At 72.6% G+C, this 23,502-nt stretch carries 21 protein-coding genes and 1 pseudogene; 15 read left to right on the top strand and 7 right to left on the bottom strand.

Annotation, left to right across the window (positions count from 1 at the left end):
* Positions 1–381: 381 nt before the first annotated feature.
* Positions 382–714 carry a PadR family transcriptional regulator gene (locus tag AB0G74_RS17680; protein WP_073810844.1) on the bottom strand — a complete coding sequence of 111 codons (333 nt, stop codon included), beginning with the start codon at positions 712–714 and terminating at the stop codon, positions 382–384.
* Positions 715–989: 275 nt separating this feature from the next.
* On the opposite strand from AB0G74_RS17680, the gene AB0G74_RS17675 reads away from it, so the two are divergent.
* Together AB0G74_RS17675 and AB0G74_RS17670 are read left to right on the top strand one after the other, a co-directional pair.
* The gene (locus AB0G74_RS17675) at positions 990–1,538 is read left to right on the top strand and encodes a SigE family RNA polymerase sigma factor (protein ID WP_361146883.1); all 549 of its coding nucleotides are present in this window, start codon (positions 990–992) and stop codon (positions 1,536–1,538) included.
* Positions 1,535–2,113 (top strand): PASTA domain-containing protein, encoded by a 579-nt coding sequence (locus tag AB0G74_RS17670; RefSeq protein ID WP_361146880.1) that lies wholly within the window; start codon positions 1,535–1,537, stop codon positions 2,111–2,113. Before AB0G74_RS17675 ends, AB0G74_RS17670 begins: the two co-directional genes overlap by 4 nt.
* A gap of 612 nt (positions 2,114–2,725) precedes the next feature.
* On the opposite strand, the gene AB0G74_RS17665 is transcribed toward AB0G74_RS17670, so the two are convergent.
* A complete protein-coding gene (locus tag AB0G74_RS17665; protein WP_361146877.1) occupies positions 2,726–3,175 on the bottom strand; it encodes a MerR family transcriptional regulator in 450 nt (149 codons plus the stop codon).
* 86 nt (positions 3,176–3,261) lie between these two features.
* Between AB0G74_RS17665 and AB0G74_RS17660 the strand changes: the two genes are divergently transcribed.
* Complete coding sequence (locus AB0G74_RS17660; protein WP_361146874.1) at positions 3,262–4,080, top strand: serine hydrolase domain-containing protein; 819 nt, start codon at positions 3,262–3,264, stop codon at positions 4,078–4,080.
* A 26-nt stretch (positions 4,081–4,106) separates the two neighbouring features.
* Here AB0G74_RS17660 and AB0G74_RS17655 read toward each other — a convergent pair whose 3' ends face one another.
* Positions 4,107–4,778 (bottom strand): pirin family protein, encoded by a 672-nt coding sequence (locus AB0G74_RS17655; protein WP_361146871.1) that lies wholly within the window; start codon positions 4,776–4,778, stop codon positions 4,107–4,109.
* Between the two features lie 83 nt (positions 4,779–4,861).
* Between AB0G74_RS17655 and AB0G74_RS17650 the strand changes: the two genes are divergently transcribed.
* The 5 genes from AB0G74_RS17650 (at position 4,862) to fabF (ending at position 9,808) form a co-directional block, all read left to right on the top strand.
* Positions 4,862–6,046 carry a helix-turn-helix domain-containing protein gene (locus tag AB0G74_RS17650; protein ID WP_361146868.1) on the top strand — a complete coding sequence of 395 codons (1,185 nt, stop codon included), beginning with the start codon at positions 4,862–4,864 and terminating at the stop codon, positions 6,044–6,046.
* Positions 6,047–6,135: 89 nt separating this feature from the next.
* Entirely contained in the window at positions 6,136–7,059 is a 924-nt protein-coding gene (locus tag AB0G74_RS17645) for an ACP S-malonyltransferase (protein ID WP_361147010.1), read from the top strand.
* A 34-nt stretch (positions 7,060–7,093) separates the two neighbouring features.
* A complete protein-coding gene (locus tag AB0G74_RS17640) occupies positions 7,094–8,095 on the top strand; it encodes a ketoacyl-ACP synthase III (protein ID WP_358828924.1) in 1,002 nt (333 codons plus the stop codon).
* Positions 8,096–8,204: 109 nt separating this feature from the next.
* A complete protein-coding gene (locus AB0G74_RS17635; RefSeq protein ID WP_361146865.1) occupies positions 8,205–8,453 on the top strand; it encodes an acyl carrier protein in 249 nt (82 codons plus the stop codon).
* Between the two features lie 89 nt (positions 8,454–8,542).
* Complete coding sequence (gene fabF / locus AB0G74_RS17630) at positions 8,543–9,808, top strand: beta-ketoacyl-ACP synthase II (protein ID WP_361146864.1); 1,266 nt, start codon at positions 8,543–8,545, stop codon at positions 9,806–9,808.
* 117 nt (positions 9,809–9,925) lie between these two features.
* Here fabF and AB0G74_RS17625 read toward each other — a convergent pair whose 3' ends face one another.
* On the bottom strand, positions 9,926–10,420 hold the full coding sequence (locus AB0G74_RS17625) for a DUF3145 domain-containing protein (RefSeq protein ID WP_361146862.1): 495 nt from the start codon (positions 10,418–10,420) through the stop codon (positions 9,926–9,928).
* A 259-nt stretch (positions 10,421–10,679) separates the two neighbouring features.
* On the opposite strand from AB0G74_RS17625, the gene AB0G74_RS17620 reads away from it, so the two are divergent.
* From AB0G74_RS17620 to AB0G74_RS17610, 3 genes are all read left to right on the top strand, one after another.
* Positions 10,680–11,648, top strand: a complete 969-nt coding sequence (locus tag AB0G74_RS17620; RefSeq protein WP_361146859.1) for an SGNH/GDSL hydrolase family protein — start codon at positions 10,680–10,682, stop codon at positions 11,646–11,648.
* Positions 11,649–11,964: 316 nt separating this feature from the next.
* A complete protein-coding gene (locus AB0G74_RS17615) occupies positions 11,965–13,209 on the top strand; it encodes a pyroglutamyl peptidase (protein WP_361147007.1) in 1,245 nt (414 codons plus the stop codon).
* A 14-nt stretch (positions 13,210–13,223) separates the two neighbouring features.
* A complete protein-coding gene (locus AB0G74_RS17610; RefSeq protein ID WP_361146856.1) occupies positions 13,224–13,964 on the top strand; it encodes a carbon-nitrogen hydrolase family protein in 741 nt (246 codons plus the stop codon).
* A gap of 64 nt (positions 13,965–14,028) precedes the next feature.
* Here the strand turns inward: AB0G74_RS17610 and AB0G74_RS17605 are convergent, their stop codons facing one another.
* On the bottom strand, positions 14,029–14,907 hold the full coding sequence (locus AB0G74_RS17605) for an EI24 domain-containing protein (RefSeq protein ID WP_361146853.1): 879 nt from the start codon (positions 14,905–14,907) through the stop codon (positions 14,029–14,031).
* A 466-nt stretch (positions 14,908–15,373) separates the two neighbouring features.
* Here AB0G74_RS17605 and AB0G74_RS17600 point away from each other — a divergent pair, with 466 nt between their 5' ends.
* On the top strand, positions 15,374–17,920 hold the full coding sequence (locus AB0G74_RS17600; RefSeq protein ID WP_361146850.1) for a M14 family zinc carboxypeptidase: 2,547 nt from the start codon (positions 15,374–15,376) through the stop codon (positions 17,918–17,920).
* A gap of 599 nt (positions 17,921–18,519) precedes the next feature.
* Here the strand turns inward: AB0G74_RS17600 and AB0G74_RS17595 are convergent.
* Entirely contained in the window at positions 18,520–19,536 is a 1,017-nt protein-coding gene (locus tag AB0G74_RS17595) for an NADP-dependent oxidoreductase (protein ID WP_361146847.1), read from the bottom strand.
* 285 nt (positions 19,537–19,821) lie between these two features.
* On the opposite strand from AB0G74_RS17595, the pseudogene AB0G74_RS17590 reads away from it, so the two are divergent.
* Positions 19,822–20,217, top strand: a pseudogene (locus AB0G74_RS17590) (MarR family transcriptional regulator); the annotation flags it as partial.
* Between the two features lie 243 nt (positions 20,218–20,460).
* Here the strand turns inward: AB0G74_RS17590 and AB0G74_RS17585 are convergent.
* A complete protein-coding gene (locus tag AB0G74_RS17585) occupies positions 20,461–21,444 on the bottom strand; it encodes a hypothetical protein (protein ID WP_361146844.1) in 984 nt (327 codons plus the stop codon).
* A gap of 150 nt (positions 21,445–21,594) precedes the next feature.
* Here AB0G74_RS17585 and AB0G74_RS17580 point away from each other — a divergent pair, with 150 nt between their 5' ends.
* Both AB0G74_RS17580 and AB0G74_RS17575 read left to right on the top strand, forming a co-directional pair.
* Entirely contained in the window at positions 21,595–22,164 is a 570-nt protein-coding gene (locus tag AB0G74_RS17580) for a hypothetical protein (protein WP_361146841.1), read from the top strand.
* A 223-nt stretch (positions 22,165–22,387) separates the two neighbouring features.
* Positions 22,388–23,434 (top strand): rod shape-determining protein, encoded by a 1,047-nt coding sequence (locus AB0G74_RS17575; RefSeq protein ID WP_361146838.1) that lies wholly within the window; start codon positions 22,388–22,390, stop codon positions 23,432–23,434.
* Positions 23,435–23,502: the final 68 nt, after the last annotated feature.

Raw genomic sequence — 23,502 nt, 5'->3', positions numbered from 1 at the left:
CGGAACGAAAACCGGCGCTAAGCCCTCCGTGCTCTCCGGAGCCCGTTGACCTGCGGTTCCGTGGTGGTTGAACCTTCGGCAGTCGTGTTGATCAACTGCCTGGAGGTCCGGGGTGCCGGTCGAGTTTCTGACGGATGAGCAGGCGTCCCGGTACGGGGCGTTCTACCGCCCGGCCCGTCGGGCGGTGGGAGCCCAGGCCGGGCCGGACCCGGACTCCGTGCCCGGCGACGTCGGCCACCTCGCGCAGCCCTCCGGCCGGACCGGAGAGCGATCCGGCGGGCGGCGAAGTCGGTCACCTCCGTGAGCGCGCCGGTGCCGTACGAGGACGGGTAGAGCGCGAGGGCCCGCCGGAGAAACCAGGCGTTCAGGGGTGCTTCCAGGTCATGCCGAGCCTCCCGCGGAACGGGTCCGGGGTGCCGCCAGGCGGCGGTCCGCCTCGCGCAGGGCGGAGCGCAGGCGGTCGGCCTCGGTCCTGAGCGACTGTTCTCCGTCCGGGGTGAGGGTGAACACGCGTCGGGGGCGTCCGTCCACCGTCTCCTCACGCTCGACGCGGATCAGCCCCTCAGCCAGCAGGCGGTCAAGGGTGCCGTAGAGGCTGCCCGCGCCCAGTCGCACCCGACCGTCGGAGATCGCGGCGACCTCGTCCCCGAGCGCATAGCCGTGGCGCGGCCGGTCGGCGAGTGCGGTGAGAAGGAGGAAGGTCGGCTCCTGCATGGAACGCTTGTTCTTCACCCGGCACACCGTAGTACGGTCACCGTAGTATCCGGCAAGAGGCGCCCCCGTTCTCCTCGGCCGACTGCGGGCCGCCCGCCCGGCGGCCCTCCGCTTTGCCGGGCCCCGCCCGCACCCCGGGCGGCAGCGGCGCGAGGCCCTGGGACACCCTTCCGTCCCGGCTGTGATTCACGTCACCGCCGGCGGCTCGGTGCAGCACTCGGCCCCGTTCCGCCGTCATGGGGGCAGTGATCGGGACGAGGAGAGGAGGTCGGCGAGTGAGGTTTCGCAGGAGCGGTCCGGGCGACGGATTCACGGAGTTCGTCGCACATCGGTCGGGAGCGTTGTTCCGCACCGCGTATGCGCTGACCGGCGACGTGCACGTGGCCGAGGATCTGGTGCAGGAGGCGCTGGAGCGGGCGTGCCGACAGTGGCGGAAGGTCGCGGTGGCGGACTCGCCGGAGGCGTACGTGCGCAAAGTGCTGGTCAACCTGGCCAACGACCGATGGCGGCGGCTGTCGCGCCGGGGCGAGCGCCCCGGGCTGTCGGGGGTGCCCGAGACGGCCGACCCCCGGGACCGGTTCGGGCAGGTGGATCTGCGCGCGGAACTGATCGAGGCACTGCTCGGGCTGCCGATGGGCATGCGCAGCGTGGTGGTCCTGTACTACCTGCACGATCTGGACGCCCGGCAGGTCGCCGACGTCCTGGACATCTCTTCGAGTGCGGTGAGGTCCCAGCTCGCCCGCGGCCTGGCCAAGCTGCGCGATTCCGTATCGGGCGCCCAGGCGCCGCACACGCCGTCGGCCGCTTTCGGAGGTACGAAGTGAGGAACACGTCGTCCGGACCGGCCCCGTTCGAGCCGGGCCTCGAAGCCGAGCTGCGTTCCGCGGTGGCCTCCTTCGCCGACGGGCCGACGGCGCCGGTCGTCGACGCGGCCGCGATCGAGCGAGCCGTCAGCCGCAGCCGCACCCGCCGGGCGCTCCTCGGCACCGCTGCGGCGTGCTGCGTGCTGGCAGGCGCCACGGTGGGGTTCTTCGCGCTGAAGCCCGTGCCGCCCGCGCCCGTCGCCTCCCCGTCCCTGTCCCCATCGGCGAACGGGGCGTGCACCCCGCTCGCCACCGGCGCCCCCAAGAGCGGAAGCGCCGATGCGACTCCGACACAGGAGCGGGAGCAGACCGCGGGAGCGGGCATCGCGCTGCCGGACCTGGCCGGCATGCCGGTCGAACAGGCCGGAAGCCTGCTGCGCGGACTCGGACTGAGCTGCACGATCATGCGGCACACGGACTGGAACGCTCCCGCCGGGCAGGTGATCAGCAGTCAGCCCCGGGGCGGCGCGGCACCGGTGGCACCGGGCTCGTCCGTCCTCCTGCTGGTCTCGACGGGCAAACCCGGCGGAACCTGAGCGACCGGGCCCTTCGGCCCGCGCACCGGCCGAGTGACCCAGGGGCCGGTGCGGGTGGCCGGTGTCGGCGTGCAGGGCGGTGCACCGCGGGGCCTGGCCGTGAACCAGTTCACCAGCCCCGCCACCAGGACGAACAGCCCCGCCGGGGAGCGCGCCGGAGCGCACCGCTCCGCGCGCGGGTCAGCGGCGGGCGTCCCCGGGCCGGGGCAGAGCGGGGACGTCCGCGATGGCGGCCGCCGAGGGTTTGAAGTACCGGCGGACGTTCTCGACGTGTTCGGGTTGGTGAGCGAGTCGAGGAAGGCGTCGGCCGCCGTCCGGACGGTCAGCGCCTTCCCGGTCGGCGGCCGACGCCTTCCTCGACCCCCTAGTACGCGCCTTCCGGCTCCCCCGGGACCACGGGCCCGACCGTTGTGTGTCTCACCCGCGGCCCGTCGGTGGTCACTCGCGCAGCTCCGCCCCCTACGCCTGGGGGCGTAGTTGCTCCCCTGCCCGCGCATGGGAGGGCATCGCCCTTGAGGGGCGCGGGGAACTGCGCGACAAGCCACCGGCGGCGCGCGGGCGGAATACGACCGCACCGGCCCCTACGGGCGCCGCGCACCGGAGAGTCCGGCGTCAGGACGGGTCCTTGCCGCCGTACAGCTCGATCTTGTGGTCCAGGACCGCCAGGGTGTCCTGGAGTTCGGCGATCCGGGCGCGGACTTCGCGGCGGGTGTGTTCCAGCAGCTCCGCCCGCTCGTCGAAGGTGTGCTCGCCGAGCCGGACGAGTTCCGCGTAGCGGACCATGTCGGCGACCGGCATGCCGGTGAGGCGGAGTTTGCCGACGAACGAGAGCCAGTCGAGGTCGCGGTTGGTGAAGCGGCGCTGGCCGGTGTGGGAGCGGTCGACGTACTGGAGCAGTCCGATCCGCTCGTACCAGCGGAGCGTGTGCGCGGACATCCCGGTCCAGGCGGCGACCTCGCCGATGGTGTAGCGGTCCTGCCCGTCCGGGCGGGGGTGGCCGGGTCGCGCGGCGCACAGGTCGACGCCCGGCCGCCGGTCGGGTGGGGTGTCGGTCAGGGTCATGGCGCCACGTTAGGGCCTTGGAGTGCGCTCCAGGCAAGGCCGGGCAGCCGAAAGGGGCGGGCGGGGCACGGTTTAGGCTCGTACGTATGGAAAGCCTGGCGATCACCGAGACATGGCCCGTTCCCACCGCAGCCGCCGCCGTAGTGCGGGCCGACGGGACCGTGGTGGGGCGGCACGGGCCGACCGGGCACCGTTTTCCGCTGGCGTCGGTGACCAAGCCGCTGGCCGCCTACGCGGTGCTGGTGGCGTTCGAGGAGGGCGCGGTGGAGCTGGACGAGCCCGCCGGGCCCGCCGGGTCGACCGTACGGCATCTGCTGGCGCACACCTCGGGGCTGGCCTTCGACGAGCACCGGGTGAGCGCCGATCCGGGAACCCGGCGGATCTACTCCAACGCCGGGTTCGAGGTGCTGGCCGACCATGTGGCGAAGGCGACGGACATCCCGTTCCCGGAGTATCTGCGGCAGGCGGTGCTGGAACCGCTGGGGATGACGGCGACGGCCCTGGAGGGTTCGGCGGCGAAGGACGCCGTGTCGACGGTGGACGATCTGGCCCGGTTCGCGGCCGAGGTACAGGCGCCCAGGCTGCTGGACGCGCGGACGGTACGGGACGCGATGACCGTGTCCTGGCCGGGGCTCGCCGGGCTGCTGCCGGGGTACGGACGGCAGACGCCGAACGACTGGGGGCTCGGCTTCGAGATCCGGGACGGCAAGGCGCCGCACTGGACGGGCGCTTCGTCGTCGCCCCGGACGTTCGGGCACTTCGGGCAGTCGGGGACGTTCCTGTGGGTCGATCCGGACGCGGGCGCGGCGTGTGTGGCGCTGACGGACCGGGCGTTCGGGCCGTGGGCGGTCGAGGCGTGGCCCCGGTTCACGGACGCGGTGCTGGCGGAGCTGCGTACCGCCTGACGGACCTACGGCCCCGGCCCGCGCCCTTACCCCGGCATCCCGGGGAACTCCCAGATCAGCACTTCCGCCGCCCCGGTGGCCGAGGCGGTGAACGTCAGGCCCTCCTCGTCGGTGAGGCGGGCCGAGTCGCCGGGCCCGAGGATCTCCCCCGCCAGGGCGATCTCGCCGTGGACGACATGGAGGTACGCGGCGGTGGCGTCGGGGATCCGGGCGCTCGCCCCGGCCGCCGGGCGCCGGACGTGGAGCGCCGCGCCCGCCTGCGGCAGGTCGTAGGGCTCGGTGTCGGTGACGTCCCGGACGATCTCGTACGCGGGGGTGCCTCCGGGCTCCAGCGGCATCAGCCACATCTGGACGAAGACCAGCGGCCGGTCGCCCGCGTTCCGTTCGACATGGCGTACGCCGTCCCCCGCGCCGAGCCGCTGGAGGTCGCCCCGGCGGACGGTGGTGGCGGCGCCGGTGCCGTCCTCGTGGGTGAGTTCGCCCTCGGCGACCCAGGTGACGATCTCGGTATGGCTGTGCGGGTGTTCGGCGAATCCGGCGCCCGCCGCCAGCCGCTCCTCGTTGCAGGCGATGAGGCCGGCGAAGCGGAGGTTCGCCGGGTCGTAGTGCGGCCCGAAGGAGAAGGCGTGGGCGGTCTCGATACCGTTGCCGGGCTCCCCGCCCGGGTAGCGCTGCGCGGCGCGGCGTACGTCGATCACGGACGACACGGTAGCTTGCGCGGGCGGCGCCGGTTCGGCCCCGGCGGGCCCTGCCCCGCCGCGGATAAGGCAGTCTTGGTCATGTGCCCGAACCTGGATCGAACGACGCCCACCCTCATTCCGCCACCCTGAAGCGCCTGGAGCAGTCCTCGGGGCGGCTGGCGGCCAACGCCATCGCCCGGATGGACGAGACGCTGCCGTGGTACCGGGCGATGCCCCCGGAGAACCGGTCGTGGATCGGTCTGGTCGCCCAGGCCGGTATCGCCGCGTTCACCGAGTGGTTCCGGCATCCGGAGACCCCGCAGGCCATCTCGACCGATGTGTTCGGGACGGCGCCCCGGGAGCTGACCCGGGCGATCACGCTCCGGCAGACCGTGGAGATGGTGCGGACCACGATCGAGGTGATGGAGACCGCGATCGAGGAGGTCGCGGCCCCCGGTGACGAGGCGGTGCTGCGGGAGGCGCTGCTGGTGTACGCCCGCGAGATCGCCTTCGCCACCGCCCAGGTGTACGCGCAGGCGGCGGAGGCCCGGGGCGCCTGGGACGCCCGGCTGGAGTCGCTGGTGGTGAACGCGGTGCTGTCGGGCGAGGCCGACGAGGGCGCGGTGTCCCGGGCCGCGGCCCTGGGCTGGAACGCGCCGGAGCATGTCTGCGTGATCCTCGGTACCGCCCCGGACGGGGACAGCGAGCTGACCGTGGAGGCGATCCGCCGGGCCGCCCGGCATGCCAAGCTCCAGGTGCTGACGGGGGTGCTGGGCGACCGTCTGGTGGTGATCGCGGGCGGCAGCGACAATCCGCTCCAGGTGGCGAAGGCCCTGATCGGGCCGTATGCGGCCGGTCCGGTGGTGGCCGGGCCCGTGGTGCCCGATCTGCTGACCGCGACACGGTCCGCGCAGGCCGCCGCGGCGGGTCTGAAGGCGTGCTCGGCCTGGCAGGACGCGCCGCGTCCGGTACTGGCGGACGATCTGCTGCCGGAGCGGGCGATCGCGGCGGATCCGGCGGCTCGTGAACAGCTGGTGGAGGAGATCTACAGACCACTGGAGGAGGCGGGCTCCGCCCTGCTGGAGACACTCAGCGTCTATCTGGAGCAGGCGAGCAGTCTGGAGGGCGCGGCCCGGATGCTCTTCGTCCATCCCAACACCGTGCGCTACCGGCTGCGACGTGTGACCGATGTCACCGGATGGTCACCCTCCGATGTCCGCTCGGCGTTCACCCTGCGAATCGCGCTCATCCTCGGGCGCTTGGCCGACGGAGATCCGCAAGCCTAGACTTTTGTTGGACACCCACAATTCCCCTGGCGGTTCTTCGTCCCTGTCCCCACGGGCGTCGGGGACGGCATACAAGAGAGAGTGTGAGAGTGCTCGTACTCGTCGCTCCCGGCCAGGGCGCTCAGACGCCCGGCTTCCTGACCCCCTGGCTCGACCTTCCCGGTGTTTCCGACCGGCTCGCCGCCTGGTCCGCCGCCGTCGACCTGGATCTCACCCACTACGGCACCGAGGCCGACGCGGACGAGATCCGGGACACCGCGGTGGCCCAGCCGCTGCTGGTGGCCGCCGGGCTGCTGGCCGCGCACGCGCTCGGCGACGTACGGCCGCACACCGTCGCGGGCCACAGCGTCGGTGAGATCACCGCCGCCGTGCTCGCCGGGGTGCTCGACGAGGAGTCGGGGCTGCGTTTCGTCCGGACCCGCGGGCTCGCCATGGCGGAGGCCGCGGCCGTGACCGAGACCGGTATGGCGGCGATGCTCGGCGGCGACGCCGATGTGGTCGTCGGTCATCTGGAGGGCCTCGGGCTGACCCCGGCCAATGTGAACGGCGCCGGGCAGATCGTGGCCGCCGGTACGGCGGAGCAGTTGGCCGCCCTGGCCGAGAACAAGCCGGAGGGTGTCCGGCGCGTCGTACCGCTGAAGGTGGCGGGCGCGTTCCACACCGCCCATATGGCTCCCGCGGTGGCCACACTGGAAGAGGCGGCGACGCGTCTCACGGTCACCGACCCGAAGATCTCGTACGTCTCGAACAAGGACGGCGCCGTCGTCACCGGTGGTGAGGAGGTCATCGCCCGTCTGGTGGGGCAGGTGGCCAACCCGGTCCGCTGGGACCTGTGCATGGAGACGTTCCAGAAGCTGGGCGTCACGGCACTGGTCGAGCTCTGCCCCGGTGGCACGCTCACCGGGCTCGCGAAGCGGGCCCTGCCGGGTGTGAAGACCCTCGCGCTGAAGACTCCGGACGATCTCGCCGCGGCGCGCGAGCTGATCGCCGAGCACACCGGCCCGGCGGCCTGACGCGGCCCGGATCTGGACAAGGAGAGCCGTACACATGGCGAAGATCAAGCCCGGCAAGGGCGCTCCGTACGCGCGGATCATGGGCGTCGGCGGCTATCGGCCCGTCCGGGTCGTGCCCAATGACGTGATCCTGGAGACGATCGACTCGTCGGACGAGTGGATCCGGTCCCGGTCCGGCATCGCGACCCGCCACTGGGCCTCCGACGAGGAGACCGTCACCGCGATGTCGCTGGAGGCGTCGGGGAAGGCGCTGGCCGACGCCGGGGTGGAGCCGCACCAGATCGGCGGGGTCATCGTCGCCACCGTCTCGCACTTCCAGCAGACCCCGGCGGTCGCCACCGAGATCGCCGACCGGCTGGGCACGATCAAGCCCGCCGCGTTCGACATCTCGGCCGGCTGTGCGGGCTTCGGCTACGCGCTCACCCTGGCCAAGGGCATGATCACCGACGGTTCCGCCGAGCACGTCCTGGTCATCGGGGTCGAGCGGCTGAGCGATCTGACCGATCTGGAGGACCGGGCGACGGCCTTCCTCTTCGGTGACGGCGCGGGCGCGGTGGTCGTGGGCCCCGCCACCGAGCCCATGATCGGCCCCACGGTCTGGGGCTCGGAGGGCGACAAGTCCGAGACCATCAAGCAGACCGTGCCGTGGACGGACTACCGCGACGGCTCGGTGGAGAAGTTCCCCGCCATCCGCCAGGAGGGCCAGGCGGTCTTCCGCTGGGCCGTCTTCGAGATGGCGAAGGTGGCCCAGCAGGCGCTGGACGCCGCCGGGATCACCGCCGACGACCTGGATGTCTTCATTCCGCACCAGGCCAATATGCGGATCATCGACTCGATGGTGAAGACCCTGAAGCTGCCGGAGCACGTCACGGTCGCCCGTGACGTCGAGACCACCGGCAACACCTCGGCCGCCTCGATCCCGCTCGCGATGGAGCGGCTGCTGGCGACCGGTCAGGCCAAGAGCGGCGACACGGCGCTCGTCATCGGCTTCGGGGCGGGTCTCGTATACGCGGCGACGGTCGTTACCCTCCCCTAGTCACTCCGGATCTTCCGGAACCGGCGGCCGGATTCCCGGACGCCACCCCCTGGCGTCCAACCGCCGGGCAACCGCCAGACAACACAGCACAGAATCGAAGGAGCGCCACATGGCCGCCACTCAGGAAGAGATCGTCGAGGGTCTCGCCGAGATCGTGAACGAGATCGCCGGGATCCCGGTCGAGGACGTCCAGCTGGACAAGTCCTTCACCGACGACCTGGACGTCGACTCGCTCTCCATGGTCGAGGTCGTCGTCGCCGCCGAAGAGCGCTTCGACGTCAAGATCCCCGACGACGACGTCAAGAACCTCAAGACCGTCGGCGACGCCGCCTCGTACATCCTCAAGCACCAGAGCTGACCGACAGCCGAGGTCCGATCGCGCTTGTCGCCACCTCTCCGGTGGCGCCGGGACATTCAGCACCCCCTACACGTGGAGAAAGAATTCCGATGAACTCGACCAATCGCACCGTGGTCGTCACCGGTATCGGCGCAACCACACCGTTGGGTGGCGACAGCGCATCGACCTGGGAGGGCCTGCTCGCCGGGCGCTCCGGAGCCAAGGCGCTCGACCCCGAACTCTTCGGCGAACTGTCCGTACGGATCGCCGCCACGGCGGCCGTGGACCCCTCGGAGGTCCTGCCCCGGCCGCTCGCCCGCCGACTGGACCGCTCGGCGCAGTTCGCGCTGATCGCGGCCCGGGAAGCCTGGGCGGACGCGGGCTACGAGGCTCCCGCCGGTGACGAGACCGGTCTCGACCCGGACCGGCTCGGTACGGTCATCGCGTCCGGTATCGGCGGAGTAACGACCCTGCTCGACCAGTACGACGTACTGAAGGAGAAGGGCGCGCGCCGGGTCTCCCCGCACACCGTGCCCATGCTCATGCCCAACAGCCCCTCCGCCAATGTGGGCCTGGAGGTCAACGCCAGGGCCGGGGTGCACACCCCCGTATCGGCCTGTGCCTCGGGCGCCGAGGCGATCGGCTACGCGGTCGAGATGATCCGTACCGGCCGGGCCGATGTCGTGGTCGCGGGCGGTACGGAGGCGGCGATCCACCCGCTGCCGGTGGCCGCCTTCGCCAACATGATGGCGATGTCCAAGAACAACGACGAGCCCGAGAAGGCTTCGCGGCCGTACGACACCGCCCGGGACGGCTTCGTCCTCGGCGAGGGCGCGGGCGTCGTGATCCTGGAGTCCGCCGAGCACGCGGCCCGGCGCGGCGCCAAGAAGATCTACTGCGAGGTCCTCGGCCAGGGCCTGTCGGCCGACAGCCACCACATCGCCCAGCCCGAGCCCACCGGCCGGGGTATCGCCGCCGCGATGCGGGGCCTGCTGGCGACCACGGACCTCAAGCCGGAGCAGATCGCGCACCTCAACGCGCACGCCACCTCCACCCCGCTGGGCGATGTCGCCGAGGTCAAGGCGCTGCGCCAGGTCCTCGGGGACGACCTCGACCATGTGGCCGTCTCGGCGACCAAGTCGATGACGGGTCATCTGCTGGGCGGCGCGGGCGGTATCGAGACCGTGGCGACCGTACTGGCGCTGTACCACCGGACGGCCCCGCCGACGATCAACATCGACGAGCTGGACCCCGAGGTCGACGCGGACATCGTCCGCGGCGAGCCCCGGACGCTGCCCGAGGGCACGATCGCGGCGATCAACAACTCGTTCGGCTTCGGCGGCCACAACGTGGTGCTGGCGTTCCGCACGGCGTGATGTGACGGCCCCCTCCGGGGTCGCCGGTCCACCCGGGCCGGGCACGGGCTCGTACGGTCTCACCGACCGTACGGGCCCTTCTGTCGTACGGGCCCTCCCGTCGGGTCGGGCGGGCGGTCAGACGACCTGGTGGAGCCAGCGGACCGGCGCGCCCTCGCCCGCGTAGCGGAAGGGCTCCAGCTCGTCGTCCCACGGCTTGCCGAGCAGCTTGGACAGCTCGGACTCCAGATCGGTCTCGCCCCCGGCGGAGCGGACCATGGCGGCGCGGAGCCGGTCCTCCGGGATCATGATGTCGCCGTGGATCCCGGTCACGGCGTGGAAGATGCCGAGTTCGGGGGTCGCGCTGTAGCGCTCGCCCTCGGCGGTGGCGCAGGGCTCGGCGGTCACCTCGAACCGGAGCAGATGCCAGCCGCGGAGCGCGGAGGCCAGTTTGGAGGCGGTCCCCACCTCGCCCCGCCAGGACAGCTCGGCTCTCCAGGTGCCCGGGGACGCGGGCTGCCGGATCCAGTCGAGCTGTACCCGTACGCCGAGTACGCCCGCGACCGCCCATTCGACGTGCGGACAGAGCGCGCGCGGAGCGGAGTGGACGTAGAGAACGCCGCGTGTCGTCACCGGGACCTCCAGTGTGGGACGAGGATCGCCTTCCCAGCGCTCTCAGTAAACATCATCAACAGCGAATCTCCACAAAAGGGACAGTATGTGACGTGATGTAATTTACCGGAGCCGATCGGCACGATGCCTCCGGCCGACGGGGAAAAAGCTACCGTGAGTGGGCGCCCACGGGGTGACGTAATGTCGGTCCGACGGGCTGTGCGCACCAAGCTTTCACTCGGCAGGACCTCGGGGGCATCGACACGGAGGGGACACCGGGATGCGTGACCAACACCCGGATACGACGACCACGAAGAGTACGACCATCGAGGGACCCGGCTCCCGGGGGACCGCCGGACGGCGGGGACGGCGGCGGCGCCTGGCCGCCGCGGGGACGGCCGCGGCGCTGGCGCTGGCGCTCGCCGCCACCGGCTGCGAGGACTCGTCGGAGACCCGGAGCAAGTCCGCCCCCGGGCAGAAGCCGCCGGGGTTCGTCTGGGACCGCAGCCCCGGCTCGATCGCGGCCGTGGGCGACTCCATCACCCGCAGTTTCAACGCCTGTGTGGTGCTCTCCGACTGCCCCGAGTCGTCCTGGTCGACCGGGACCGACACGGAGGTACGGAGTGTGGCGCTGCGGCTGCTCGGTACCGCGGCCGGGGTCTCCGAGCGGACCTGGAACTTCGCCAAGACGGGTGCCGAGGTCGACGATCTGCCCGCCCAGATGGCCGAGGCGGCGGCCCGTAAACCCGAGCTGGTGACGGTGATGGTCGGCGCGAACGACGCGTGCAGCGACTCGGCCGACCGGATGACGCCCCCGGCGGACTTCCGGGCGTCGTTCACCGGCGCGCTGCGCGAGCTGCGGCGGACCTCGCCCAAGAGCCAGGTCTACGTATCGAGCGTGCCGAACCTCAAGCGGCTGTGGGAGACGGGCCGGGAGGACCCGATCGGGCGTCAGATCTGGAAGCTGGGGATCTGCTCCTCGATGCTGGGCGACGCCCAGGACCTGGGCGCCGCGGCCACCGAGCGCCGGGACCGGGTACAGCGGCGGGTGGTGGAGTACAACGCGATCCTGAAGGACGTCTGCGGGAAGGACGAGCGGTGCCGTTACGACGGGGGCGCCGTGTTCTCGTACCGCTTCGACGGCGATCTGCTCAGCCGGTGGGACTGGTTCCATCCGAGCAAGGACGGGCAGAGCGCGCTGGCGGAGATCGCGTACCGGAACATCACGGCACCGGCCGAGCCGAAGTGATCTGACGGAACGGCGGGACGGCGGGGTGCCGGGCGCCGGGTGATCCGGGCCCGGCAACCGCGTTCCGGCGACCGGTTCCGGTGACGGCGAGGACACCCGTACGGCCGGTGGTAAGCGCGGGGCGGGCGGGTTACGCGGCCCGTCCCCGGGCGAGCGGGGGACGGGCGGGGACGATCACATAGCCAGCGGGGCCGGTCCGAGGCGATACTTCCGCCACCCGTCCAACGGAAGGATCACCACCGTGTTCCCGATATCCGCTCGTGTCCCCGCCCGGGTCCCCGCCCTGCTGACCGCGGCCACCGCCGTGGTGGTCTCACTGGCCCTGGCCGTACCCGCGCAGGCCGCTCCCCCGGCCCCCGCGGACCCCGGCGCGGCACCGGCGACGGCGACCGTCGAGGAGGCCAGGCTGGACCGGGCCGTACCCGGGGAGATCCTGCGGCGCTCCGGCTTCGACACCGCGGCCCCCGCCCTGGTCCGGGCCCTGGCCGGGGCCTGCTCGTACCGTCAGGCGGAGAAGGCGGTCGCCCGGCACGGCGCCGCCCTGTGGGAGCGGGCCGTGGACCGGGCACAGGGCCGGGGACCGCTGGTGGGCGATCTGAGCCGGGACGACGACCGGCCGCTGTACTGGGCGCGGCTGGCGATGAGCCGGGAACTGCGGCAGTGGCGGCCCGCGTTCGGGCTCGGGGACGCGGAGCGCGCCCGGCTGCTGGACCGGCTGGAGCGGTCGTCGCGCGGCCAGGACTCGATCCGGCTGCCCGGAAAGGGGCACCACGGGCACGGGAAGGACGCCCGGGACGGCAAGCACGGCCGGGACGTCAAGCGGGTCCTGCTGACCGGCTTCGACCCCTTCACGCTCGACCGGGACATCCGGATCAGCAACCCCTCGGGGGCGACGGCGCTCGCCCTCGACGGCCGGATGATCGAGACGGCGGACGGTCCGGCCCGGATCGAGACGGCCGTCTTCCCGGTCCGCTGGGCGGACTTCGCCGACGGCACGGTCGAGCGGACCCTGCGGCCCCATCTACCGAAGGTGGATCTGTTCACCACGGTCAGCCAGGGGCGGCCGGGCCGCTTCGACATCGAGCGGACCAACGGCGCCTGGCGCGGCGGCTTCGGCGACAACGACAATGTGTCCCGGCTGGAGACCGTCCCGGTGAGCGATCCGGCGACCCAGCCGCAGTGGACCTCGTCGACGCTGCCCGCCACCGCGATCACGGCCGCGCCCACGGGCCGTTTCCCGGTCTACGACAACACCTCGGTGACCGAGATCCCGGCGGGCGGCGGTACGCCCGTGGACCGGCCGCAGGGGCCGACTCCGGGCTCGACGGCACGGGCGGGCGGCGGGGGCAACTACCTCTCCAACGAGATCGCCTACCGGGCCACCCTGCTGCGCGACCGGCTGGGGCTGTCCACCCCGGGCGGCCATGTCCACACCCCGGTCCTGGCGTTCGGTACCGGCAACACCACGGAGCTGACCGATCCGCAGTTCGTCCGCAACCGGCTGGACATCATCGCCCAGGTCACGGAGATCGTCCGGGTGGCGGCCGGTGAGGACCGCTGAGCGATGATGATCGTATGAAGATCGCGGCAGCCCAGTTCGCACCGGTCCCCGGCGACGTCACGGCCAATGCCGGGGCGGTCGCGGACCTGATCCGTACGGCCGCCGGGCGGGGCGCCCGGCTCGTCGTCCTCCCCGAGACCACCGTCACCGGCTACCACCTCGATCTGCTCGCCCGGGACCCCGGCCTGGTCCTGGCCGAGGACGACGTCCGGCTCGGCCCGGTGCGCGCGTCGTGCCGGGAGACCGGGACGGCGGCCGTGGTCAACGCCTTCGTCGCGACCGCCGCCGGGCGAACCGCGATCACATCACTGGTGTACGGCCCGGACGGCGAACTGCTGACCCGGTACGACAAACGCCATCTGCACGGGGTCGAGGCGGAATTGTTCGAGCCGGGCACCACGGACGGGGCCTTCGCCCTGGACGGGGTCCGGTTCGCCCTGGCGACCTGTTACGACAACCGGTTCCCCGAGGTGGCGCGGCGGGCCCGGGAGGCGGGCGCGCCGGTGTATCTGGCGAGTTCCGTACTGGAGCTGGGCAATGACTCGTTCGACGCGGTCTACCCCGTCCGGGCCCGGGAGAACGGGCTCCATGTGGTCCTGGCCAACACGCTCGGCGTGAACGACTGCGGCGACTGCCGGGGCGGGAGCGCGATCTGGGGCCCGGACGGGGCCCTGCTGGCGTCGGCGGGCCCGGCGGCGCCGGGGCTGGCCGTCGCGGACCTGCCGGTCCGGGCGGCGGCGTACGGCGGATCGTGACACGACCCGGGCGCGACGGATTATGAGTCCGCCGCGCCCGGGTCGTGGGATGACCGGGGCCGAATCAGGCGTACGGGTTGGAACCCCGCCCCTCGGGCCTGGCATACGGCTCCGGAGCGGCGCCGCCGCCCGGCCGGGGCTCGTACCCGCCGTCCCCGGTCCCGTCGTCCCCGGACTCGCCGTCCCGGGACTCGTCGGGGGCGTCCGGGAGCGGAGCCAGATCACGGGCCATCAAAGTCGCGCCCGCCACCGCGCCCGGCATCAGGAACACCGCGACGAACGGCACCAGGAAAGCCAGGGTGAGCGGAACACCGAAGCCCAGGGCCAGCATCCGCCTGCTCCGCAACAGCCTCAGCCGCTCCTTCAGCACCGTGCCGCGCCGCTGAAGGGCGACCGCGGTCAACTCCTCGGCCAGAAAGAAGCCGGAGACGCAGAAGCCGAGAACGGGCACGACCGTCTGCCCGAGGACGGGAACGAAACCGAGGGCGAAGAGGATCACGCCGTAGCAGGCGACCCTGATCAGAACCCGAACCGAGTCCCGGGCCGAGATCCACAGATCACGCCAGAACGAGTTACCGGACTCGGGGACCGCGCCGCCCTCGCTCCGGTCGACCTCCTCGGAGAGCGACTCGTAGAACGGCTGACCGACCAGCAGCGTCACGGCCGTGAAGGTGATCACGGCCAGGAAGAGGCCGAGACCGAAGGTCAGAACGGTCAGGGTGCCGCGGAAGATCCCCAGCCAGGGCGACGACCAGTCGTCGGCGAACGGCGACACCCAGGCGACGAAGTCATCGGCGCCGAAGAAGAGACCGACGAGGGCCCCCAGATAGAGGACCAGGGTCACCAGACCGGGCAGCAGCCCCAGGCCCAGCCAGCGGCCACGCGTGACCACCCAGCGCTGGCCCTTCATCAGATAGCCGAAACCCTTACCGAGATCGTTCATGGCCGTGACCCTATCCGGCTGTATTTTCGAGGCTCGGTTCGCCTCCGGGGCGCTTCAGCCGCTTTTTCGGTGGCTCGGTTCGCCTCCGGGGCGCTTCAACCGTGTTCTTCAGCCGATCGTGCTCGACCGCTCGTTCCTCGCGGCCTCCGCGCGTTCTCCTTCCAGAACACGGTGCGCCCCTTCGGCTCACTCGCCCAACTCACACCTCGCGGCCTCCGCGCTTTCTCCCTCCGGAACACGGTGCGCCCCTGCGGCTCACTCGCCCTGGTAGCGGCTGTCGGTGGGGCCCTCCGGGAGGCGTTCCGGCGCCTCGCCGGCCGTCGGTCCCGGGAAATACGTGGCCTATCCCTCTTGATTGTTGCGGAGTTCAACCGGTAGACCCCTGCGTATCGATCGCGGTGACTCATCCGCACACCTGTGCACTCAGGTCACAGCAGTCGTCCCCGATCCCCGGAGGCAACCACGCATGGGCATTCCCAGACCCGTTCTGGTCACCACCACGGCACTCGCCGTCGCCGTACTCCTCGCACCCGTCCCGGCGGCGGCACGTACCGGGCCGCCGACCGCACCGGGCAGCGCGCCCGGCGGCAGCGGCCCCGACCCCGTACGCGATACGGGCGCGACCGACTCGGCGCTCTCCCGGGCCCCGCTCACGGCCACCCGTAACGCGCTCACCGCGCCCGCCCACACCTCCCACCGCACCGACGGCTACCCCCGGAAGACCGTACTGACGGCACCACCGGCCGACCCCGCCGACAAGTCCCTGAAGCTGGGCCTCGTCCCGTACCACGCGATCGCTCCGCAGCTGAACGAGCTCCAGAAGCTGAGCGACCGGGTCAGTGTGGAGATCGCCGGGCGCTCCACCACGGGCCGCGAGCTGTATCTCGTCACCGTCACCGCGCCCGAGAGCGACCGGGAGGCCCGCGAACAGGAGCGGATGCGGGAGCGAATAGAGAATGCCCCGGCCGCCGCGGCCCGGGACGCCCGGATCAAGAAGACGTACAAGACGCCCGTCTTCATCAACAACAACATCCACGGCAACGAGTGGGAGGGCACCGACGCGGCGCTGCGGCTGATCGAGGAGCTGGCGAAGGCGAAGGACGCCGAGACCGTCTCCCTGCTGGCGAAGAACCGGATCTACCTCAATGTCACCGCCAACCCGGACGGCCGGGTCGCCGGGACCCGGGCCAACGCCAACGGCTTCGACCTCAACCGGGACTTCATCACCGCGACCCAGCCCGAGACCCGGGCCGTCCGGCGGATCGCCATCGACAAGCAGCCCGCCGTCATGCTCGATCTGCACGGCTATGTCAACGGCACCCTGATCGAGCCGACGACCCCGCCGCACGGCGAGAACTACGAGTACGACCTCTTCCTGAAGAACGCCTACGCCAACGCGCTGGGGATGGAGAAGGCCGTCAACGGCCTCGGCTACACCCCGGAGAAGGACGGCGTACGGCCGGTGGAGATCCCGTTCCGCGACTCCGCCGAGGGCTGGGACGACTGGCCGCCGATCTTCACCCCGCAGTACATGCCGTTCCAGGGCGCGGTCGCGTCCCACACCATCGAGTTCCCGATGCGGGTCAACGGCAGCTCCTACGAGACCCTGCCGGTGGCCGAACTGCGCCGCCGCTCCGCCATCAACACCGAGATCGCGGGCGCCGCGATGCGGGCCACCCTCGACTTCACCCGGACCAACCGGGGCCAGGTCATCGCCGACCAGATCGAGACCTTCCGGCGCGGCGCGGCGGGCGAGGCGCAGCGGCCGGTCTCCGAGGAGACCGTGCCCGGGGTACCGGGGATCGGCCCCGAGGACGTCTACACCACCACGTTCCCGCGCGCCTATGTGATCCCCGCGGGGGCCGGACAGCGCAGCGGTGTCGCGGCCGGGCGGCTGGTGGACCATCTGGTCGCCAACGACGTCCGGGTCCAGCGGGCCGTACTGCCGTTCCGGCTCGGCGGCAAGGTCTACCCCGCCGGGTCGTACGTGGTCGACATGCGGCAGCCCAAGCGGGGCATCGCCAATGTGATGCTGGCCGCCGGGCGGGACATCAGCGCCGACGTATCGGCGATGTACGACATCTCCGGCTGGAGCCTCGGACTGCTCTGGGGCGCCTCGGTGGACCGGGTCGAGCACGGCGACCCGAGGATCGTGGGCCGTCCGGTGGCCGCCGCGGCGCCGACGGGCTATGTCGCGCCGTGGGGCGATCTGAAGCTGCGGCTGGACGACCCGAAGGAGCTGGCCGCCCTGAACTCCCTGCTCGGGCAGGGCGTCGCGGCCCGGCGCACCGGTGACGGCGCGGCGATCGTGCCCGGCTCGGCGCGGAAGGCCGCGGCGGTGGCCGCGGACCGCTACGGGGTCGCCTTCACCGCCACCCGGGACCGGGGCGTCGCACCGCTGAAGCGGACCCGGGTCGCGGCGGCGGTCACCTCCGGCGAGCAGTTCGCCCTGCGGGAGATGGGCTTCGACGTCGTACCGGTGTCGACGGCCGTCCTCAACGCGGGCTTCGACTGGAAGTCGGCGGACGCGCTCTTCGTCTCCACCGGGCTGAACTGGTCGGCGCTCACCCCGGCCGCCCGGGACGCGTTCACCGCGAGCGGCGCCGGGTATGTCGGGATCGGTGCGGCGGGCGCGGCGTTCGGCAACCAGGCCGGGCTGATCACCGCGACTGCGGTCGAGGGCAACGGCGACGCGAACGGGGTCGTCCGGGTCTCCAACGCGGGTGGCGCGCTGACCGGCGGGGCGCCGGGGCACACCTTCGTCTACTCGCCGGTGTGGTTCACCGGGCTCGGTGACGGTGTCCGGGTCGACCAGCGGTACGCCACCGGCAATCCGCTGGTCGCGGGCCACTGGCGGGCCCTCGCCGACGGCACGGGCGGCCCGGCGGCCGCGTCGGGCGCGGCGGCGGTCGTCAGCCGGGGCTCGGCGGTCCTGATCGGCACGGAGCCGCTCTTCCGGGACCACCCCAAGGGCTCCTTCGCCCTGGTGGCCCGCGCGCTCCTGACGCGCTGACCCTCACGGAAAACCCCGGGGCGCGGCGCCGGTAAAAGCACCGCGCCCCGGGTCCGTTCCCGGGCCGCGCCCGGCGCCCTGATGTTGTTCGCGATCTACAGACCGTCTGTGGCTGGTCGCGCAGTTCCCCGCGCCCCTGGGTTGCCCTTCTCGTCGCCCTTGTGGGAAGCCGGGCCCCTTTTCCCAGGGACGGGGCCGGGGAGAGGCTTTTAGGGGCGCGGGGAACTGCGCGAACGGCCACGACGGTGGCGCGGACCGCGAACAACATCAGGCCGCCGGACGCGGCCCGGGGGTGTGGGCCTCACCCGGAGGACCAAGGCGCTGGGGGTCCCCCCATCGCCGAAGGCATAGGGGGCGGAACTGCGCGAACGGCCACGACGGTGGCGCGGACCGCGAACAACATCAGGCGGCCGGGCGCGGCCCGGGGGTGTGGGCCTCACCCGGAGGGCCGAGGCGCTGGGGGTCCCCCCATTGCCGAGGCATAGGTTGGGGGTCCCCCCATCGCCGAAGGCATAGGGGGAGGAACTGCGCGACAAGCCACAGGCGGGCCGCAGACCGCCGACGGCAGCAGCGCGCGGCCCGGTTCGGAAGCCCGGGCTCTACGGGATGGCGACCAGCATCTTGCCCAGGTTCTCGCCGCGCAGGACTCCCAGGAACGCGTCGAAGCCGTTCTCGATGCCCGTCACCACCGTCTCGTCGTAGACGAGTTCACCGGACGCCAGCCAGCCCGCCGCCTCGGTGATGTACTGCCGCAGCAGGCCGAAGTGGTCCGTCACCAGGAAGCCTTCGAGGCGGAGCTGCTTGGTGACGGCCAGATAGAGGTTGTTGGGGCCGGGGGCCGGCTCCGTCGCGTTGTAGACGGAGATCGCGCCGCACAGCGCCGCCCGGCCCTTGGTGCGGAACGCGCCGAGCGCCGCCTCCAGATGGTCGCCGCCGACATTGTCGAAGTAGACGTCGATGCCGTCGGGCGCGGCTTCGGCGAGCTGCGCGGCGACCGGGCCGTTCTTGTAGTTGAAGGCGGCGTCGAAGCCGTAGCCCTCGACGAGGCGCTCCACCTTCGCGTCGGATCCGGCGGAGCCGATGACCCGCGCGGCGCCCTTGATCCGGGCGATCTGGCCCGCGAAGCCGCCGACCGCGCCCGCCGCGCCGGAGACGAAGACCGTGTCGCCCTCCTTCACCCCGGCGACCTTCGTCAGCCCCGCGTAGGCGGTGAGGCCGGTCATTCCGAGAACGCTCAGATAGGCGGAGGCGGGCGCGAGGGACGTATCGATCTTCCGGGCCTCCCGGGCGGGCACAGCGGCGATCTCACGCCAACCGAGCTGGTGCGCCACGGTGTCGCCGACGGCGAAGCCCTCCGCGCGGGAGGCGATGACCTCGCCGACCGCGCCGCCGTGCATCGGCCGGTCCAGCTCGTACGGCGCGGCATAGGACTTGGCGTCGCTCATCCGGCCGCGCATATACGGGTCGACCGAGAAGTAGGTGTTGCGTACGAGGACATGGCCGTCCGCGAGTTCGGAGACGGGGACCTCGCGCAGTTCGACGAGGTCCTTCGTCGGCCAGCCGTGGGGGCGGGCGACGAGGTGCCATTCACGACTGGTCTTCGGCAGTGCGGACATCCGGACGGGCCTCCTGCGCGGTAGCGCTTCACGAAGAAAAAGATTCAGATGGTGAAGCAATCATCCCCAAAGATATTTCATGTTGTCAAGTATCGGAGTACGCTGGCCGGTATGCCCACTGAGCGCGCCGCCACCGCCCCCGACAACCCCCCTGAACGCACTGCCGTTCGCCCGAACGGCCCGATGCCCCCGGACTCCCCCGCGCGCCCCGCGCGCCCCGCGCCCCCCGGCTCCTCGGCCGTCCCGGAGGACTCCGCGACCGAGGACGCCGCGTCGGGCGAGCTCATGCGCCTGCTCGGGGACGTCGTGACCCGCTATCTGTCCGCGTACGAGCACGCCGCGGCCGAGCAGTCGCTCACCGTCGCCCAGGCGAGGGTGCTGGCGCTGCTGACGGAGGGGCCGCTGCCGATGCGGCAGCTGGCCGGCCGGATGGCCTGCGAGCCGTCGAACATCACGGGGATCATCGACCGGCTGGAACTGCGCGGTCTGGTGGAGCGGCATCCCGATCCGAACGACCGCCGGGTCAAGCACGCGGCGGCGACGGCGGCGGGCTCGGAGACGACCCGGCGGCTCCGCCGTTCGTTGAACACGGTCCATTTCGCCCGTGAGCCGCTGGCCGGGCTGAGCCCGGTGGAGCGGGTGCTGCTGCGGGATCTGCTGAAGCGTCTGATCGGCGACGAGACGGCCCTCACCCCACCCGTCTCGTCCGGCGCGTCCACCGCCGTGACGACGGCGACCACGGACATCACCGCCCCGGACGGTCCGTACGTCACCTGTGCCACGGGGGTGATAGCTGTCCCCGGCGCACATCCCGGTGCCGCCGGGGACATCACCGGCGACGACACCGCCGGGGCGACCGGAGCCGGCGGCACGCGAGGAGCCGCGTAGCCGACCCTTCCGGCGGGCCCGGGAGGCCCCCACCGGTCAGACGCACCACCACAGGAAGGGTGTGCAGGTCTCGGTCGGCGTCGGCGTGGGTGTCGGCGTCGGCACCGGTCCCGGCGTCCCGGTCGGCCCGGGCCCCGAGTCGCTGGGCCGGGGCGGCTCCGGCACCCCCGAGGGCGACGGCGCCCCGGTGGGCGGCCGGGGCGCGTCGGACGGCTTCGGCCCGGCCGGGGGCGTGGCCGTCCGGCTCGGGGACGGTCCGGGGCGCTGCCCGGCCCCCGGGCCGGTCCCGGTCGCGGTCGCGGTGGGGCGTCCCGAGCCCCGGGATCCGGGGTGCTCCGAGGGCCGCGCGGTCACGGTGTCCGGTTCGTCGGGGACCGTACCGCCGTCGGGTGCCTCGGGTTCGGGCAGTGGTTCGCCCCGGCTGAGGTCCTTCTCCTTGACCCGGGCGGAGCCGTCGCCTTCCCGGCCCAGCTCGGCCAGGCTCAGCGCGCCCCCGGCGAGTACCAGCCCGAGCACTCCCACCAGGACGTTACGGCCCCGCCGACTGCGGGCGCGGCGCCCGGTCGGCCTGGTCCCGGCCCGGTTGGCGGCCCGGCGCCCGGCGCGCCGCCGCTCCCCACCGGCAGCCGCCCCCGCCTCTGCTCCGGAGCGCCTGTCTCCGGCCGGGGGGCGGGGGGCCGGATCCGTACCGCCGCCGTCCTCGCGACGGCCGCGCCTGCGCCTGCGGCCACCGCCACCGCCCGCCGGAGCGCCACCGCCGTCCCGGGTATGCCAGGAGACCTCGCCGAGTTCGATGATGTCGTCGCCCGCCGGACCCGGGGCGGGCGCGGGCCGTTCGAAGCCCGTACCACCGCCCGAGCCGCGACCGGCTCCGGGGTCGTAGTCGCCGGTACGGGTGCCGGGGTCCCCCCACCCTCCGGTGGCGGGGTATCCGCCGCGCAGCTCGTCGGCGGGGGTTCCGCACCCCGCGCAGGCGAGGGCGCCGTTGAGATGTCGTCGGCACTGTTGGCAGTAATCCATGGCGCCCGCAGGTTATGGGGCGCCAGGAGTCAGAAGTGACGGGCCGTGTGAGGATCCTGTGCGGACTCTCCACCCAGGAGTGAATCGACGTTTGGGAGATTGACATTCCCCGTCGGCTGTCCAGCGCGCCTGTCAGCCGGGTCGGGGAGGATGGCCGCCATGACCACGTCCGCGCCCTTCGGCCCCCGCGACTTCCAGCTCGTCCTGCTCCGCAGAATGGCCGACCACCAGCCCGGCCTGGTCGAGGACGCCCGCCGGGAGCTGGGCGCGTCGGCCGCCGAGATGCGCGAGGCCAACCGCCGCTGGCAGGCGATGTGCCGGCCCCGTTCGCCGCGCGGCGCGCTCGGCCGCTACCGCTCGGTGCTCGGCCCGCCCGAGTCGTCCGTACGCCGCCGGGTCGGCGATCTGGAGTCCGAGGCCCACCGCTGGCCCGTGCCGCTCTGGCCGGGGCTTCGGTTCGAGGTGACCGCGACCGTGCCGGGCGGCGCGGTGTGGAACGAATGGCTGGTCAGGGCGGAGGGGGAGCCCGCTCCCGCCCTCCGTACGGCGGACGATCTGACGCCCTGGTCCTGCACGGCGGACGAGGCGGCCCGCGCCTTCGCCCCGGCGACTCCGATGGAGGGATCCGCCCCGACACGCCTGCGGCTGTCCTTGACGCTGCCCGGGGAGCGGCGCGCGGTCGCCGAATTCAGCTGGGGCCTGCTGCAACGCCTGCTCTGAGCCGCCTCCGACCCACTTCCGACCCGCCGCCGACCCACCTCCGATGACACCCCGTCAGCCGTCGCGGTAACCCGGGCGGACCACCCGGCGCGCGCCGCCGCCGCCCCGGACGGACGATGCGAGTGCGACCACGTACCGGCCGCGCGCCCGGACCGGGCCCGTCGTACGGCCGTACCGCCGGATCGCCGCCGGACCGCAGCCGTACCGCCTCGGGAGGATCGTCGTGAGCGTCAGTCTGGAGCAGTTGCGCCGTTGCCATGTCGCCGTCGACCTCGGCGCCGCCCGTACCCGGGTCTTCGTCAAGGGCGCCGGACTCGTGGTCGATGAACCGAGCGTCGCCGCGGTGAACACCCGGACCGGCTCCCTCATCGCCGTCGGTGCCCTCGCCGAGCAGATGACGGGCCGTACGCCGCACTACATCCGGGTGGCCCGGCCGGTCTCCGGCGGCACGGTCGTCGATATCGAGATGGCCCAGCGGATGCTGCGCCATCTGCTCGGCGAGAAGCTCCGCCGCCAGCTGCGCCGCAAGCCCCGGCTGCGGGCGGCGGCCTGTACGCCGCACGACGCCGACCCGCTGGCCCAGCGCGCCGCCGTGGAGACCATGATCGGTCTGGGGGCCCGCCGGGTCGAGCTGGTGGACACCCTGATCGCGGCGGCCGTGGGCTGCGGACTGCCGGTGGAACAGCCGACCGCCACCATGATCATGGTGTGCGGGGCGGCGACCACCCAGCTCGCCGTGTTGTCCCTGGGGTCGATCGTCCGGGCCGAGCGGGTGCCGGTCGGCGGCAACGCGATCGACGCGGCGGTGATCCAGCATCTGCGGACCCAGCACGAACTGATGCTGCCCAGCCAGTCCGTACGCCCCCTCCAGCTCGCCCTCAGGGGTAACGGACTGACGTCGCAGGGCCCAGAGGTCACCGAGATCCACGGCCGGGACGTCGCGACCGGCCTGGCCCGTACGGTCCATGTCGACACCGCGGCGGTACGGAACGCCATCCACACCCCGCTGACCTCGGTACTCGACGGGATCGGGAAGGTACTGCGGGACTGCCCGCCCGACCTGGTCGCCGACCTCGCGGACCGCGGCATCACCATGGTCGGCGGCAGCGCGCTGCTGCCCGGACTCGACCAGATGCTGCGGGACGCGACGGGCATGCCGGTGGAAATCGCCGAACGGCCGGACATCTGTGCGATCCTCGGGCTCGGCGCGATGCTGGAGGGCCGAATCCAGCCACTGGTCCTCAATCCACTGGCGGAGGTCGCGCGGTAGGCGTGATCGGCGCGAGGGGAGGCGGGGAGGCCGTGCACGACGGCCCGGCGAAGCGTACGGCGCAGGAC

It is taken from the genome of Streptomyces sp. NPDC020875, from assembly GCF_040641415.1.
GTDB lineage: Bacteria > Actinomycetota > Actinomycetes > Streptomycetales > Streptomycetaceae > Streptomyces.
The sequence above is the reverse complement of the archived record's forward strand: the minus strand, read 5'-3'. Positions and strand labels throughout refer to the sequence as shown.

Bases quoted from the DNA above. Each gene is read 5' to 3' on its own strand.
- AB0G74_RS17680 (WP_073810844.1), bottom strand. From the start codon at position 714: ATGCAGGAGCCGACCTTCCTCCTTCTCACCGCACTCGCCGACCGGCCG.
- AB0G74_RS17665 (WP_361146877.1), bottom strand. From the start codon at position 3,175: ATGACCCTGACCGACACCCCACCCGACCGGCGGCCGGGCGTCGACCTG.
- AB0G74_RS17660 (WP_361146874.1), top strand. From the start codon at position 3,262: ATGGAAAGCCTGGCGATCACCGAGACATGGCCCGTTCCCACCGCAGCC.
- AB0G74_RS17640 (WP_358828924.1), top strand. From the start codon at position 7,094: ATGGCGAAGATCAAGCCCGGCAAGGGCGCTCCGTACGCGCGGATCATG.
- AB0G74_RS17635 (WP_361146865.1), top strand. From the start codon at position 8,205: ATGGCCGCCACTCAGGAAGAGATCGTCGAGGGTCTCGCCGAGATCGTG.
- fabF (WP_361146864.1), top strand. From the start codon at position 8,543: ATGAACTCGACCAATCGCACCGTGGTCGTCACCGGTATCGGCGCAACC.
- AB0G74_RS17620 (WP_361146859.1), top strand. From the start codon at position 10,680: ATGCGTGACCAACACCCGGATACGACGACCACGAAGAGTACGACCATC.
- AB0G74_RS17610 (WP_361146856.1), top strand. From the start codon at position 13,224: ATGAAGATCGCGGCAGCCCAGTTCGCACCGGTCCCCGGCGACGTCACG.
- AB0G74_RS17605 (WP_361146853.1), bottom strand. From the start codon at position 14,907: ATGAACGATCTCGGTAAGGGTTTCGGCTATCTGATGAAGGGCCAGCGC.
- AB0G74_RS17600 (WP_361146850.1), top strand. From the start codon at position 15,374: ATGGGCATTCCCAGACCCGTTCTGGTCACCACCACGGCACTCGCCGTC.
- AB0G74_RS17595 (WP_361146847.1), bottom strand. From the start codon at position 19,536: ATGTCCGCACTGCCGAAGACCAGTCGTGAATGGCACCTCGTCGCCCGC.
- AB0G74_RS17585 (WP_361146844.1), bottom strand. From the start codon at position 21,444: ATGGATTACTGCCAACAGTGCCGACGACATCTCAACGGCGCCCTCGCC.
- AB0G74_RS17580 (WP_361146841.1), top strand. From the start codon at position 21,595: ATGGCCGCCATGACCACGTCCGCGCCCTTCGGCCCCCGCGACTTCCAG.